The organism is Pseudoxanthomonas composti (genome assembly GCF_004122095.1).
GTDB classification, from domain to species: Bacteria; Pseudomonadota; Gammaproteobacteria; order Xanthomonadales; family Xanthomonadaceae; genus Pseudoxanthomonas_A; species Pseudoxanthomonas_A composti.
The window spans coordinates 217734-231249 of sequence record NZ_SAWZ01000004.1; the positions used below are offsets into that span (position 1 = coordinate 217734).

Here is a 13516-nt window from a genome sequence, read left to right on the forward strand (position 1 = left end):
GCAGTCACATCCGGAACACGCCGAATCGGGGCGCTTGTGGAATCGGTGCGTTCAAGGTGGCCGAAAACGCCAGCCCCAGCACGTCGCGGGTCTGCGCCGGGTCGATGATGCCGTCGTCCCACAGCCGCGCGGTGGCGAAGTAGGGATTGCCCTCGCGCTCGTAGACCTCGCGCATCGGGGTCTTGAAGGCCTCCAGCTGCTCGGGCGTCCAGCTGCCCGCGTCGCGGTGCACGGTGGCCAGCACCGAGGCGGCCTGCTCGCCGCCCATCACCGAGATGCGCGCGTTGGGCCAGGTGAACAGGAAGCGCGGGCTGTAGGCGCGCCCGCACATGCCGTAGTTGCCCGCGCCGAAGCTGCCACCGATCAGCACGGTGATCTTGGGCACGCTGGCGGTGGCCACCGCGGTGACCAGCTTGGCGCCGTGCTTGGCGATGCCCTCGGCCTCGTACTTGCCGCCGACCATGAAGCCGGAAATGTTCTGCAGGAACAGCAGCGGCACCCGGCGCTGGCAGGCCAGTTCGATGAAGTGCGCGCCCTTCTGCGCGCTCTCTGAGAACAGCACGCCGTTGTTGGCCAGGATCGCCACCGGGATGCCCCAGATGCGCGCGAAGCCGCACACCAGCGTGGTGCCGTACAGCGGCTTGAACTCGTGCAGCTCCGAGCCATCGACCAGGCGCGCGATCACCTCGTGCACGTCGTAGGGCGCGCGCACGTCCTGCGGAATGATCGAGTACAGGTCCTCGGCCGGCAGGCGCGGCGGCCGCGGCGGCTGCAGGTCGATGTCCACCGTCTTGGGATGGTTGAGGGTGGCCACGATCTGGCGCACCAGCAGCAGCGCGTGCGTATCGTCCTCGGCGACGTGGTCGACCACGCCCGAGCGCCGGCCGTGGGTGTCCGCACCGCCCAGCTCCTCGGCCGAGATCTCCTCGCCGGTGGCCGCCTTCACCAGCGGCGGGCCGGCCAGGAAGATCGTGCCCTGCCCGCGCACGATGATGGTCTCATCGCTCATCGCCGGCACGTAGGCGCCGCCGGCGGTGCAGCTGCCCATCACGCAGGCGATCTGGGCGATGCCCTTGGAGGACATCTGCGCCTGGTTGTAGAAGATGCGGCCGAAGTGCTCGCGGTCGGGAAACACCTCGGACTGGTGCGGCAGGTTGGCGCCGCCCGAATCGACCAGGTAGATGCACGGCAGGTGATTCTCCAGCGCGATCTCCTGCGCGCGCAGGTGCTTCTTGACCGTCATCGGGAAGTAGGCGCCGCCCTTCACCGTCGAGTCGTTGGCCAGGATCATCACCTCGCGCCCGCTGACCCGGCCGATGCCGCCGATCACCCCGGCGCCGGGCGCGCTGTCCTCGTACATGCCGTTGGCCGCCAGCGCCCCGATCTCCAGGAAGGGCGAGCCCGGGTCGAGCAGGCGGTTGACCCGCTCGCGCGGCAGCAGCTTGCCGCGCGCCAGATGGCGCTCGCGCGCCTGCGCCGAGCCGCCCTGCGCGGCGGTGGCCACGCGCTCGCGCAGCTGCTGGGCCAGGGCGCGGTTGTGCTGGGCGTTGGCTTGGCTGGAGGCGGCGTCCAGGTCGATCAGGCTGGTCAGAACAGTCACATCGCGTCTCGTGTTGCGTACGTGCGGGCAAGCGCAGGGTGGCAGCGGCGCGATGCAAGACGCATCGCGCACTGCACAACGAGCGGGGCCATCCCGGCCGGCGGGCGAGGCGCGCGGCTGCGTTCGGGCAGCCTCGCGCCTCTCGCCGTCGGCCTGTGCACGCTGCATGGCCAGGATGCAGCGCAGTGTATCGGCCAGGCCCTTTCCTGTTTTCGATATCGATCCAGGACTGCTTGCCGCCCGCCGAAGATCTCCTGCGCGGCAGAGGTCGATCCCGTGGACCCACTCCATGCCGACATCGATGCGCCCGCCCCCGGGTCGCGGCACCAGATCGAGCGCGCAGGCGGTCTGCCATGTCGCCACGCGCGCGACCAACGCGTCCACGGCCCTGAACTTCCGCGGTGGCGGCATCGGGTCCGGGCTCTCCCGGCCCACCTCGCTACGGTCGGCGCGGGTTGTCGATTCGCGGTCGCGGCAGCGCCTTCCCAGGCTGACGATGCCCGGCCCGCAGTCGTCCAGACACCCAGCCCCGTGCCGCCGGAGGCCCGTGCCCAGTGCGTCTTCGGGCAGGCCTCGCGCGCGGGACCGCCCCGCTGGAGACGGGGGGCAGGATCTTCGAGGTGCTCAGCTCGGTGGTGCCGCCAGCCCTGGGTGTCATCACGATCCAGCTGAACCCTTCGGTTCAAAGCCAGGGCGACGCCTTGCGTATCTACCTACTAGTAGGTAGATTGGTCGCATGACGAACACGGCCTCTACCGCACACCAGATCCTGGACCAGGCCCGCAGCCTGATCGCCAGCGGCGGCTACAGCGGTTTCAGCTATGCCGACATCGCCAGCCGGGTCGGCATCCGCAAGCCCAGCATCCACCACCATTTCCCCACCAAGGCCGAGCTGGTCCAGGTCCTGCTGGCGCAGTACCGCGGCCAGGCCCGTGAGGGGCTTGCCGCGCTTCAGACCCACACCGCCGATCCGCAGGCCCAGCTGCGGCAATACATCGGCTACTGGGAAGGCTGCATCAGCGATGCCAGCGCCCCGATCTGCCTGTGCGCCCTGCTCTCGGCCGAACTGCCAGTGCTGCCCGAGGCGGTGGCCGCCGAGGTCACCGCCCACTTCCGCGACCTGTCCACGTGGCTGGCCGCGGTGTTCGCGCAGGGCCAGCAGCAGGGCGTGTTCCAACTGCCGGCCACGCCCGAGCAAGAGGCGCAGGCCTTCATGGCCACCGTGCACGGCGCCATGCTCTCGGCGCGTGCCTACGGCGATCCCGCGCTGTTCGGGCACATCATGCAGCCCTTGCTGGAGCGGCTCTCGCCCAGCGGCTGACCCGCCCCACGTCGCTCTATTTCTGGCCTCCGCCTGGCGACCTCATGGTCCGCCAGCGGCCGCTTGCACCTCCAAATACACAAGGACCCGCTTCCCATGACCTCACTCGCCCTGCAACCGCAATGGCTCAAGCGCTACTACGCGCTGCGCGCCGCCTTTTCCCTGGCCTGGGTCGCCGCCGCCTTCGGCCTGGCCCTGTCGAACCCGACCCTGGCAAGCGTGCTGCTGGTGCTCTACCCCGCCTGGGACGCCGTGGCCAACTTCATCGACGCCAGGCGCAGCGGCGGACTGGCGCGCAACAAGGCCCAGGCCATCAACGTCGCGGTCAGCACCGCGGCCGCGCTCGCGGTACTGGTCGCGCTTGCGGCCGGGCTGTCGGCGGTGCTCGGCGTCTACGGGGCCTGGGCCATCGCGGCCGGTCTGTTGCAGCTGCGCACGGCCCTGCTGCGGCGCAGGCAGGTCGGCGCGCAGTGGGCCATGATCCTCAGCGGCGCCCAGTCGGCGCTGGCCGGTACCTTCTTCCTGCTGCAATCAATCAAATCCGGTGCCACGTCCATCGCCCCCATCGCCGGGTATGCCGCCATGGGCGCCATCTACTTCCTGCTCTCGGCGCTGTGGCTGACCCTGCGCCGACGGCGCACGGCCTGAGCCGCGCAAGCGGCTTTTAGAACAGCTCGCCCTGCGGTGAGGGTTTGCGTGGAGCCACGAAGCGGCTGCAATCCAGCTGCGGCCAGCCACTGCGGTCGAACCCCAGGCGCTTGCTGGCCAGGGCGAAGCGACGCTCCAGCAGGTCCGCATACACCCCCTGCCCGCGCATGCGGCTGCCGAAACGGCTGTCGTAGTCCTTGCCGCCGCGCAGCTGCTGCACCGTGCTCATCACATGCGCGGCCCGGTCCGGCACGTGCGTCTGCAGCCAGTCGCGGAACAGCGGCGCGACCTCGTGCGGCAGGCGCAGCAGCACGTACCCGGCCGAGCCGGCCCCGGCCTGGCGTGCGGCCTCCAGCACGCCTTCCAGGTGCGCGTCGTTCACCCAGGGAATGGCCGGGGCGAACATCACCCCGACCGGCACGCCGGCATCGCTCAGGGCCTTCATCGCCCGCAGGCGCGCCAGCGGGGCCGAAGCCCGCGGTTCCAGCCTGGCCGAGAGCCGGTTGTCCAGCGAGGTGATCGACAGCGCCACGTGCACCAGGCCCTGCGCGGCCAGCGGTGCCAGCAGGTCCAGGTCGCGCTCGATCAGCGCGTTCTTGGTGATCAGCGTGAACGGATGCCGCGTTTCGGCGAAGACCTCGATCAGCCGCCGCGTCAGCTGCATGCGCCGCTCCAGCGGCTGGTAGGCATCGGTGTTGATGCCCAGTGTGATCGGGCTGACCCGATAGCCGGGCTTGGCCAACTCCGCGCGCAGCAGCTCCACCGCATTGGTCTTGGCGTACAGCCGGGTTTCGAAGTCCAGGCCAGGGGACAGGTCCAGGTAGCTGTGCGTGGGCCGGGCGAAGCAATAGCTGCAGCCATGCTCGCAGCCGCGGTAGGGATTGACCGACTGCGAAAAGGAGATATCCGGCGAGCTGTTGCGGCTGATGATGCTGCGCGCGCGCTCCTCGGTGACCTGGGTGCGCGGCAGCAGGTCCGCCTCGCCCTCGTCCTGGCGCGCATGCCAGCCATCGTCGAACGCCTCGGGCACGGTCTTGGCAAAACGTCCGGGCAGCCAGCCCGTCGAACCCCTGCCTTTGATCGCCTCGCCCATCCGGCCAGCCTGCCTGGGCGGTGTCTCAGCTGCTGCGACGCAGCCTAGAATTCGCGCATGCTCGCCTTCCTCGAATCGGCCTGGACCACGGTGTGGGACATCCCGCATCTGCACCTGTTCCTCACCCTGGCCTGGGTCGCCTACATCCTGCACGTCATCGGGCTGGTGATCCTGCAGAAGCGCGAGCCCGTGGCCACGCTGAGCTGGGTCCTGTGCCTGGCCGCGCTGCCCTACCTGGGCTACCTGATCTACTTCCTGCTGGGCCCGCAGAAGGTCAAGCGCCAGCGGCTGCGGCGCCATCGTTCGCGCTCGGGGCTGGAGGCCTACCAGGCCATCTGCCCGCCCGATGCCGAGTGCACCGAACTGGCCATGATCGGCCAGGCCACCACCGGCCTGCCGCCGTCCTCGGCCACCGAGGTGCGGCTGCTGGTGGATGGCGCGGCCACCTACACCGCGCTGCTGGAGGCCATCGCCGGTGCGCGCAACCACGTGCACGTGGAGTACTACATCTTCGAGCCCGACGGCATCGGCACGCGCCTGCGCGATGCCCTGGTCGAGCGCGCCCGTGCCGGGGTCAAGGTGCGCCTGCTGCTGGATGCGATGGGCGCCTCGCGGGTCAACAAGCGCTTCCTCAAGCCGCTGCTCGATGCCGGCGGCCGGTTCGCCTGGTTCCATCCCACCCGCATCCTGCGCTTCCGTCGTCCCTGGGTGAACCTGCGCACCCACCGCAAGCTGGTGGTGGTCGATGGCCGCATCGCGCTCACCGGCGGCATCAACATCACCGACGAGGAGGACGAGCGCGCGCGCAGCGATGCCTACCGCGACCTGCACCTGTCCCTGCGTGGCGAGGTGGTGCGCAGCATGCAGCAGGTCTTCGTCGAGGACTGGGTCTATGCCACCGGCGATAACCGCGAGGACTTCCGCGGCACCGTGCTGTGGCCGGGCGCTGGACCCGAGGCCGGGACGATCCCGGTCCAGGCCATCGCCTCCGGGCCGGATTCGAACTGGGAAGCCATCCACCGCGTGCACGTCTCGGCCATCCACGATGCGCGCCAGCGCGTGTGGCTGGTGACGCCCTACTTCGTCCCCGGCGAGGCCGCGCGCATGGCGCTGACCTCCTCGGCCCTGGGCGGCCTGGACGTGCGCCTGCTGGTGCCCAAGCTCAGCGATTCGCGCCTGGTCACCTGGGCCGCGCGCTCGTACTTCGATGAACTGCTGGCGGCCGGGGTGAAGATCTACGAGTACGGGCCCCGCCTGCTGCACACCAAGGCGATGCTGTGCGACGACGCGCTCGGCATCGTCGGCAGCGCCAACTTCGACCACCGCAGCTTCCGGCTCAACTTCGAGCTGTCGGTGCTGTTCCGCGACCCGGGGCTGGTGGCAGAGCTGGCCGAGCTGATGCAGGGCGAGTTCGCCAGTGCGCAGCCGGTGCGCAACGACCGTAACCGCTCGCTGTGGCGCCATCGCCTGCCCGAGGCTTTCGCCCGCCTGTTCTCGCCACTGCTGTGAGACGCCGCGCCACCAACGCCTCGTTTCCGAAGGCGTAGAATCCGCACGATCCGATCCGCGGGGATGTCCCATGCATTGGCTGTTTCTCCTGTTGTCGCTGGGGGCGCTGTTCCTGGCCTTCCGCACCACCTCGGTGGCGCTGATGCTGGTCAGCCTGCTGGTCGCTTTTGCCCTGATCGTGGCCTGGGCCATCGCCTGGTACCAGGCGCGCATGGGCGGCAGCGACCGCAGTGCCCAGCTGATCGACCCGGCCGAGCTGCATCGCCTGCGCCAGGTCGCCGAAGCGCGCCGCACCGCCAAGGCCGCCGGCCAGGACACCACGCCGCCGCCGGCACCGTGATGCAGGACCCCCGAGTGACCGCGCTCAGCGTCAACGTCAACAAGATCGCCGTGCTGCGCAACTCGCGCGGTGGCGCCGAGCCTGACGTGGTGCGCGCCGCCCGCACTTGCCTGGACGCCGGTGCGCAGGGCATCACCGTGCATCCGCGGCCGGACCAGCGGCATATCCGCCACGACGACGTGATCGCCCTGTCGGCACTGACGCGCGAGCGCGGCGTGGAGTTCAACATCGAGGGCAATCCGTTCGCCCCGCCGCGACCGGGCTATCCGGGCCTGCTGGAGCTGTGCGCGTCGACGCGACCGGCGCAGGTCACGCTGGTGCCGGATGGGGACGGCCAGATCACCTCCGACCATGGCTTTGATTTCATCGCCGATCACGCGCGCCTGCGGCCGCTGGTGACCGAGTTCAAGGCGCTGGGCTGCCGGGTCAGCCTGTTTGCCGATGCTGGCTGTGCGGGCCTGGCGCAGGCCGCCGAGCTCGGCGCCGACCGCATCGAGCTCTATACCGGCCCTTACGCCGAGGCGTTCGCGGCAGGCACGCCGGATGCCGCGTTGGACGCCTGCATCGCCACCGCACGCCAGGCCCAGGCCCTGGGCCTGGGCGTCAATGCCGGCCACGACCTGTCGCAGGACAATCTCGGACTGTTCGCCCAACGCGTGCCCGCGCTGCTGGAAGTCTCCATCGGCCATGCGCTGATCGGCGAGGCCTTGTACGCCGGGCTGACCGACACCGTCCAGGCTTATGTGCGGCTGCTGACGGCGGCCCGGTCCTGAGGGGGGCGCCCCGGCGGACTAAGCGCCGCGCGCTCGCCGCCATGGGCTTGACCCACGGCGACGGGTGTCCCAAGCGGTGACCGGTCCGCTCGCAAGCCCGCGATGCGGCCACGGCTCACGCTGAGCCGATCAGGGTAAGACGGCGACCTGGGTGATCTCGGCCTGTCGCACCAAGGAGAGCGCTTCGGCCATGGCCTGGTAGCTGGCCGAGGCATCGGCGTGGATGCTGACCTGGACGCGGTCATCCGCAGCACGCGCATCGGCCAGGCGCTCAGCCAACGTGCCCATGTCCAGGGGACGCCCGTCCAGTTGCACGCTGCCGTCCGCACGGACCTCGAGCAGCAGCTTGGCCGATTCGATCCGCGCAGGCGAGGCGGCGCTGGACTGGGGCAGGGCGGCATCGAGCTGACGCGGCAGCACCGGCGCGGTGACGATGAAGATGATCAGCAGCACCAACATCACGTCGATCAACGGGGTGATGTTCATCTCCGACAGCGCGGAGGGACGAGCGGACACGGACAGCGACATGCTGGAACTCCTTGTGGTGGCTCGCCTCCGACGCTACGCCGCCCCTGAGGCGTTGGCAAGCGAGCGGGGGGCCTTGCCCGCGTGGCCCGCATGTCGCGCCTGGAGAACCCGTGGCCGCACATCTGGCCGACAAAGAAAAAGCCGCCCGAAGGCGGCTCTCTCTTAGGTTCCAAACGAACCGTTTTACTGGTTCATGAAACCGATCTTCTGCATCTGCGCGTTGCGCGCAGCCGCCAGGACCTGAGCCATCACCTGGTACTGCGCATCGGGATTCGCATCGATGTTCAGTGCCGGCTGGTTGGTCGGATCACGCTGGACTTCCTCTTCCATCTTCTGCTGCAGGGCGTCGATGGGGGTCGGACTGTTGTTCCAGTACACCGTGCCGGAAGCATCGATCCGCAGATCGATCGGCGGCGGCGGATCCTTCATCTGCGGCGGCGGGTTGATCACACGCTGCGGCAGATTGACGTCGATGGGATAGGTCGTGATCGGCGCGGTCACGATGAAGATGATCAGCAGCACGAGCATCACGTCGATCAACGGGGTGACGTTGATCTCCGACATGGCGCCCTTGCCACCACCGCTACTGAAAGCCATGGGTCACCGATCCTTCTGCTGCATGGAGACGAAGCCGATGTCCAGCATGCCCTGGTTCTGCGCGATCTTCGTGATCTCGTTGATCGTCGACATACGCGTCGTGCGATCGCCACGAAGATTGAGCGGGGGCTGCGGGGTCATCTGCGCGGCGCTGGACAGACGCGATTCCAGCACCTCCTTGCTCACCGGCTCATCGTTGTAATAGATGGAGCCGTCTTCCGTGACTGCCAGCGTGATCGGGTTCGGCCGCTTTTCGTTCGCATCGGCCTCCGGCTGGAACTTCGTTTCGGGAAGTTCCACCTTCACCTTCTGCGACATCAAGGGGGTGGTGATGATGAAGATGATCAGCAGCACCAGCATCACGTCCACGAGGGGCGTGACGTTGATGTCCACCATCGGACCACCGCTGTTACCGGAACTGAAAGCCATGAGGGGCTCCGTCTATCTAGGCGTTGACGTTCTTGCTTCTTGCGATCAGCGCACGCGGGCGCCGGTGGCGAAGAAGTCGTGCAGGTCGTGCGCGAACGCATCGAACTTGGCGATCGTCGAGCTGTTGATCTTGCTGAAGAAGTTGAAGGCGAACACGGCCGGGATCGCGACGAACAGACCGATGGCGGTCATGATCAGCGCCTCACCCACCGGGCCGGCCACCGCTTCGATACCGGCGTTGCCCGAGGCACCGATCTGGATCAGCGCACCGTAGATGCCCCACACCGTACCCAGCAGACCCACGAACGGCGCGGTCGCACCGACGGTGGCCAGCAGGATCATGCCGCCCTGGATCTTGCCGCTCTCGCGGGCCACGGCCTGACGCAGGGCGCGGTCGACGAACTCCGAACGGCTCAGGGTCTCGGCGGCGGTGGAGCCTTCGGCGCGCTGGTGGTGCGCAGCGGCCTGGGCGGCGTCCAGGGCGATCTTCGAGAAGGGCTCGTTCTTCGGCTGCTCTTCCATGGCGCGGATGGCGTCCTGGGCGTTCGGGGTCTCCCAGAAAGCGCTGGTGACGCGGTCAGCCTGCGACTTCAGGCGCATGCTCTTGATGATGTTGATGACCGTCCAGTACCAGGACATGGCCGACATGACCACCAGGGTCAGCAGCACGGCCCAGGAGACCGCGAACTTGCTCGGCTGGCTGGTCATTTCGGTGATGAGGTGCTCGAAGCCCATCTGGTTCAGAGCAGCGGCGGCGTTGGCGCCCCCGGCAGCGGCGATCAAGGTTTCCTGCAGCATGACGCTTACCTTTCTTTAAAGAGTGGAGTTGGAAGTGACGCTTGTTTGTGTTGAGGAGCGTGGGCGCTGGATCAGCCGCCCATGCTGAAGTCGACCGGGACGCGCACGCGCCCTGCGACCTTGTTTCCGCCCGACTGGCCGGGGTTGAAGCGCCACTTGCGTGCTGCTTCCATCGCCGCGCGGTCGAGGTCGCGATTGCGACTGGACTTCTCGACGGACACGTTGGTGACGTTGCCGTTGGCATCGACATCGATGATCAGGATGACCTGGCCCTGGATACCTGCGCGGGCGGCTGCCGGCGGATAACGCGGGGGGTTCATGTTCTTCGAGGAGATGTCCACGCTGGCGCTCACGTCGGGCGTCGGGGCCGGCGGCGACGGCGGGGCCGGCGGCGTCACGATGTCCGTCGGGCGCGGCTCCGGCACGTCCACCGGCGGAGCTTCCGGCGGCGGCGGGGTCGGGGTGGGCTTGGGTGGTGCCAGGGTCTTCACCGGCGGCGGCGGCTTGTCTTCCGGCGGCGGCGGCGGCGGCGGCGGAGGCGGAGGCGGCGGCGCGTCGACGATCGTCACGAGCGTCTTGCGTTCCTCTTCCTTCTTTTCCTTCGGTGCGACGGCGGGAATCAGCAGCAGCAGGAACACTGCCACGTGAAGCGCCATCACGAACGCCATGCCGATGATGCGCGGCCAATTCAGGCCGCTCGGCGTGTCGTCTTCGCGATGTCGGTTGATGACGAGTTGTTCAGCCATGCGCCATTTGACTCAAAAGCGGGCCGCGAACGCGTCGCGCGCCCTTGTGGGGAGTGAGGATTCCGACCGTCCCAGTCAGGGGGGTGGAACCTTGAGCTTATACCAAAGCCGCGTGCCGATACCACGGTTTCACGCGGCTTTTTGACCGCTTTTGGGCGGTCAGGGTGCAGCGATGATCTTCTTCGCGTCTTCCGGCTTCTTGACGCCCTTTTCGAGCGCGGATTTCGCTGCCTGCTTGGCTTCCGGCTTCTTGCCTTCCTGGTACAGCACCTTGGCGAGGTTGAGGTAGGTCTCGCCGTCCTTGGCCAACGGGGCGGCCTTCTGCCACGCCTCGATCGCCTGAGGAATCTGATCGGAGTAGTAGTACGACTGCGCCAGCGCGGTGTAGACCTCGGCGTTGGGCTTGAGGATGTTCTTCTGCAGGCCGTCGTTGATGACCGCGATGACTTCCTTCTCCTTGCCATCCATGTTCGCGTAGGTGGCGTAGAGCTGGCGGTAGTCCTTTTCCTCATTGAGCTGGCCCGAGGCGCGCAGCTTCTCCAGCACCGCGGAGGCCTTGTCCATCTGGTCGGCCTGCATGTACATGGCCGCCAGGTTCATCTGCGCCTTCTTGTCGTTCGGCGCCTTGGCCGCGATCTTCTCGGCCAGGGCGGTGGCTTCGGCGCCCTGGTTGTTCTCGGCGTAGGAAGCCATCAGCAGCTGCACCCAGCTGTCCTTGGCATCGGGCGTGGCGTCGATGACTGGCTTGAGCACGGCGATCGCTTCGGGATAGCGCTGCATCTGGTACAGCGCCTGGCCCTTGAGCACCTGGTCTTCCGGCTTGGTCGACTTGGTCTCGGTCAGGTACTTGTCCAGCGTGGCCAGGCCCTCGTTGTACTGGTCGTCCTGCAGCTGCAGCTGGGCGAGCATGAACATCGACTGGTAATGGCCGTTGTTGTCCAGGCCATTGAAGTCGATCGCCTGCTGCAGGTAAGCCTTGGCTGCGGCCGAATCATCGGTGCTGTAGGCCGACTGCGCGGCGATCTGCGCGGCGAGGGCCTTGTCCGCTTCGTTGGCATTGCCGTCGGCAAGGATGGCGTCGGCCTGCGTGCGCGCTTCGGCGAACTCATCCTTGTTGAAGGTGTCGATCATCTTCTGCAGCTTGGAGCCCATCTTGGACGAGCTCTTGGCCTTGGGCGCTTCACGCGTCGCGTTGGGATACAGCACTTCCTGCTTCTGCTTGGACTGGCGCTCGGACCGGTCGCGGCCCTGGGCCTGCGCATCGGCCATGACGCCCGTTCCCAGCAAGCCGGCGATGGCGAGGGACAGCAAGGCAGTACGGGTATGACGCAACAACATTGATTCACCTCAGGTCTTGCAGGAGGGTGGAAAGAGCGTCACGGCGAGGGATCGCGACGGCCGATGAACGTAGCAGAAACCCATGACAAAAATGTAGGGATTTCGTTGTTTGCAACGATTTAATTGAACAAGCGCGGTTTCACTGGAAACCGCTTACCTTCATCCGCAGGTCGGCTTCCTGCCAGCGGCCCGGGCCTGCGCGTAGACAGGTTCCAGCGAGGCCGCGCGTGACTGCAGTTCGCGGATGCGCGAGCTTGGGTCGGGGTGGGTGGACAGCCACTGCGGGGGGCGCTCGCCGCCGGCGCTGATCATGTTCTGCCACAGGTTCACCGCCTGGGCCGGGTCGAAGCCGGCCTGCGCCATCAGGCGCTGTCCGACCACGTCGGCCTCGCTCTCCTGCGCACGCGAACCCGGCAGCAGAAAGCCGGTCTGCGCCAGCAGACTGCCGCCCTGCGAGGCCAGCTGGCCATAGTCGCCCGCCAGGGCGCCGAGCAGCGAGACCGCGCCGGACGCGCCCATCTGGCGGGTAATGCGCTCGTCGTGGTGGCGCTCGACCACGTGGCCGATTTCGTGCGCCAGCACTGCCGCCAGCTGATCCTGGGTCTTGGCCACCTTGAAGATGCCGGTGTAGACGCCGACCTTGCCGCCGGGCAGGGCAAAGGCATTAGGCTCATCGTTCTGGAACAGCGCCGTTTCCCAGGCCACCGCCCGCTGCTGGGCCGGCAGCTGGGCCACCAAGTCGTTCACCACGCAGCGCACATAAGCGTTCTGGCGGGCGTCCTGGCTGAGCTTTTCCTTCTGCTTGGTCTCGGCGAAGGCCTTGGTGCCGAGCTGGTCCAGCTCTTGCTGGGACACGCCGCCCACGTACTGACGGCGGCCGGTGGAAGAGGTGGTGGTGGCGCAGCCGACGATGGCCAGCGAGACGATCAGCAGGACGCCAACCAGGGGGCGGCGCCAGCGCGAAGAGGAAGATGAATTCATGGCTCTGAGCATCCGCAGATTGTGCTTAATTTCCCGTCAACCGTGACCCTGCAGTGCAGCAATTGCCAGGGCCAGGCCATTGTTGAGGGCATGGGCCAGGATGGAGGCCCACAAGGTGCCGGTCTTGCGATAGAGCGCGGCGAACACCAGCCCCATCGCGCCGTAGGCCGCCCACAGCAGCAGGGTGCGCGCCTGGTGCCCATCGAGGGTGGGCAGTTCATGCAGCAGGGCGAACAGGGCCGCGGTCAGGGCCATGCCCAGCCGCGGGTAGCCGGCCTTCCACAGCTGGCCGAACAACACGCGCCTGAACAGCAGCTCCTCATAGGCCGGAGCGATCAGCACTGCGAACAGCGCCAGCGCCCACGGCGCATCGCGGAATCCGCCGTCGACCAGGGACTGGTTGGTGGGATTGAGCGGGACGTCCAGCCACTGGCCGATCACGCTGATGCTGCTGCTGCAGGCGAACACGGCGACGGCGGCCAGCGCGATCCAGGCCCAGGTGACGGGCTTGGCTAGCCTGACCCAGGCCTGTCGCCGCTCGGCCGCGGTGGCGCGGTGGCCACGCAGTGCGTAGACCAGCAGGGCGGCACCGCCGGTGCTGAGCCCAGCGATCAACATCAGTCCCAGGGTGCCGGGCTGCTGCACCAGGTGGGCGATATCCGCCTTCTGCCCGGCAAGGCCGGCACGAAACCCTGCCAGCACGGCCAGCCCGAAGCCGACGAGCAACGAGAGCAGCAGCATCGCCGCCGTCGCGATCGCCACATCGACCGCAAAGTGCGCCAGCGTCCGCCCAAGCGGGCGGGGGGCCGCAGGCG

The 13516-nt window shown here is 67.8% G+C and carries 15 protein-coding genes; 5 read left to right on the plus strand and 10 right to left on the minus strand.

The features are described 5' to 3' along the window. Positions 1-4: 4 nt before the first annotated feature. The gene (locus tag EPA99_RS09370) at positions 5-1600 is read right to left on the minus strand and encodes a carboxyl transferase domain-containing protein (protein WP_129470954.1); all 1596 of its coding nucleotides are present in this window, start codon (positions 1598-1600) and stop codon (positions 5-7) included. Between the two features lie 736 nt (positions 1601-2336). Here EPA99_RS09370 and EPA99_RS09375 point away from each other — a divergent pair. Together EPA99_RS09375 and EPA99_RS09380 are read left to right on the plus strand one after the other, a co-directional pair. Then, on the plus strand, positions 2337-2921 hold the full coding sequence (locus tag EPA99_RS09375; protein WP_129470955.1) for a TetR/AcrR family transcriptional regulator: 585 nt from the start codon (positions 2337-2339) through the stop codon (positions 2919-2921). Between the two features lie 96 nt (positions 2922-3017). Further along, positions 3018-3569: a DUF308 domain-containing protein gene (locus EPA99_RS09380; RefSeq protein WP_129470956.1), complete on the plus strand. Its 552-nt coding sequence runs from the start codon at positions 3018-3020 to the stop codon at positions 3567-3569. A 16-nt stretch (positions 3570-3585) separates the two neighbouring features. Here EPA99_RS09380 and EPA99_RS09385 read toward each other — a convergent pair whose 3' ends face one another. After that, positions 3586-4662 carry a PA0069 family radical SAM protein gene (locus EPA99_RS09385; protein ID WP_129470957.1) on the minus strand — a complete coding sequence of 359 codons (1077 nt, stop codon included), beginning with the start codon at positions 4660-4662 and terminating at the stop codon, positions 3586-3588. Between the two features lie 57 nt (positions 4663-4719). Here EPA99_RS09385 and cls point away from each other — a divergent pair, with 57 nt between their 5' ends. The 3 genes from cls to EPA99_RS09400 all read left to right on the plus strand — a co-directional run bounded on the left by cls (position 4720) and on the right by EPA99_RS09400 (position 7284). Beyond that, the gene (gene cls / locus EPA99_RS09390; protein ID WP_129470958.1) at positions 4720-6171 is read left to right on the plus strand and encodes a cardiolipin synthase; all 1452 of its coding nucleotides are present in this window, start codon (positions 4720-4722) and stop codon (positions 6169-6171) included. Positions 6172-6241: 70 nt separating this feature from the next. Then, positions 6242-6511, plus strand: a complete 270-nt coding sequence (locus EPA99_RS09395; protein ID WP_129470959.1) for a hypothetical protein — start codon at positions 6242-6244, stop codon at positions 6509-6511. Beyond that, on the plus strand, positions 6511-7284 hold the full coding sequence (locus tag EPA99_RS09400; RefSeq protein ID WP_206733737.1) for a pyridoxine 5'-phosphate synthase: 774 nt from the start codon (positions 6511-6513) through the stop codon (positions 7282-7284). The genes EPA99_RS09395 and EPA99_RS09400 overlap by 1 nt, the downstream gene beginning before the upstream one ends. Before the next feature lie 129 nt (positions 7285-7413). Here the strand turns inward: EPA99_RS09400 and EPA99_RS09405 are convergent, their stop codons facing one another. The 8 genes from EPA99_RS09405 to EPA99_RS09440 form a co-directional block, all read right to left on the minus strand. Further along, entirely contained in the window at positions 7414-7812 is a 399-nt protein-coding gene (locus EPA99_RS09405; protein WP_129470961.1) for an ExbD/TolR family protein, read from the minus strand. Between the two features lie 183 nt (positions 7813-7995). Beyond that, a complete protein-coding gene (locus EPA99_RS09410) occupies positions 7996-8409 on the minus strand; it encodes an ExbD/TolR family protein (protein ID WP_129470962.1) in 414 nt (137 codons plus the stop codon). Between the two features lie 3 nt (positions 8410-8412). After that, positions 8413-8838 carry an ExbD/TolR family protein gene (locus EPA99_RS09415; RefSeq protein ID WP_129470963.1) on the minus strand — a complete coding sequence of 142 codons (426 nt, stop codon included), beginning with the start codon at positions 8836-8838 and terminating at the stop codon, positions 8413-8415. A 45-nt stretch (positions 8839-8883) separates the two neighbouring features. Beyond that, positions 8884-9636, minus strand: a complete 753-nt coding sequence (exbB, locus tag EPA99_RS09420) for a TonB-system energizer ExbB (protein ID WP_129470964.1) — start codon at positions 9634-9636, stop codon at positions 8884-8886. Between the two features lie 71 nt (positions 9637-9707). Further along, positions 9708-10382: an energy transducer TonB gene (locus EPA99_RS09425; protein WP_129470965.1), complete on the minus strand. Its 675-nt coding sequence runs from the start codon at positions 10380-10382 to the stop codon at positions 9708-9710. A gap of 159 nt (positions 10383-10541) precedes the next feature. Beyond that, the gene (locus EPA99_RS09430; protein ID WP_129470966.1) at positions 10542-11720 is read right to left on the minus strand and encodes a heme biosynthesis protein HemY; all 1179 of its coding nucleotides are present in this window, start codon (positions 11718-11720) and stop codon (positions 10542-10544) included. Positions 11721-11879: 159 nt separating this feature from the next. After that, on the minus strand, positions 11880-12701 hold the full coding sequence (locus tag EPA99_RS09435) for a M48 family metallopeptidase (protein WP_129470967.1): 822 nt from the start codon (positions 12699-12701) through the stop codon (positions 11880-11882). Positions 12702-12737: 36 nt separating this feature from the next. Continuing rightward, entirely contained in the window at positions 12738-13442 is a 705-nt protein-coding gene (locus EPA99_RS09440; RefSeq protein WP_241688340.1) for a CPBP family intramembrane glutamic endopeptidase, read from the minus strand. Positions 13443-13516 lie beyond the last annotated feature (74 nt).

What these genes read in the sequence shown, in the direction of transcription:
- EPA99_RS09415 (WP_129470963.1), bottom strand. Translation starts at nt 8,838, where the DNA reads ATGGCTTTCAGTTCCGGTAACAGCGGTGGTCCGATGGTGGACATCAAC.
- exbB (WP_129470964.1), bottom strand. Translation starts at nt 9,636, where the DNA reads ATGCTGCAGGAAACCTTGATCGCCGCTGCCGGGGGCGCCAACGCCGCC.
- EPA99_RS09435 (WP_129470967.1), bottom strand. Translation starts at nt 12,701, where the DNA reads ATGAATTCATCTTCCTCTTCGCGCTGGCGCCGCCCCCTGGTTGGCGTC.
- EPA99_RS09440 (WP_241688340.1), bottom strand. Translation starts at nt 13,442, where the DNA reads ATGCTGCTGCTCTCGTTGCTCGTCGGCTTCGGGCTGGCCGTGCTGGCA.
- EPA99_RS09405 (WP_129470961.1), bottom strand. Translation starts at nt 7,812, where the DNA reads ATGTCGCTGTCCGTGTCCGCTCGTCCCTCCGCGCTGTCGGAGATGAAC.
- EPA99_RS09425 (WP_129470965.1), bottom strand. Translation starts at nt 10,382, where the DNA reads ATGGCTGAACAACTCGTCATCAACCGACATCGCGAAGACGACACGCCG.
- EPA99_RS09400 (WP_206733737.1), top strand. Translation starts at nt 6,511, where the DNA reads ATGCAGGACCCCCGAGTGACCGCGCTCAGCGTCAACGTCAACAAGATC.
- EPA99_RS09385 (WP_129470957.1), bottom strand. Translation starts at nt 4,662, where the DNA reads ATGGGCGAGGCGATCAAAGGCAGGGGTTCGACGGGCTGGCTGCCCGGA.
- EPA99_RS09375 (WP_129470955.1), top strand. Translation starts at nt 2,337, where the DNA reads ATGACGAACACGGCCTCTACCGCACACCAGATCCTGGACCAGGCCCGC.
- cls (WP_129470958.1), top strand. Translation starts at nt 4,720, where the DNA reads ATGCTCGCCTTCCTCGAATCGGCCTGGACCACGGTGTGGGACATCCCG.
- EPA99_RS09380 (WP_129470956.1), top strand. Translation starts at nt 3,018, where the DNA reads ATGACCTCACTCGCCCTGCAACCGCAATGGCTCAAGCGCTACTACGCG.
- EPA99_RS09410 (WP_129470962.1), bottom strand. Translation starts at nt 8,409, where the DNA reads ATGGCTTTCAGTAGCGGTGGTGGCAAGGGCGCCATGTCGGAGATCAAC.
- EPA99_RS09430 (WP_129470966.1), bottom strand. Translation starts at nt 11,720, where the DNA reads ATGTTGTTGCGTCATACCCGTACTGCCTTGCTGTCCCTCGCCATCGCC.
- EPA99_RS09395 (WP_129470959.1), top strand. Translation starts at nt 6,242, where the DNA reads ATGCATTGGCTGTTTCTCCTGTTGTCGCTGGGGGCGCTGTTCCTGGCC.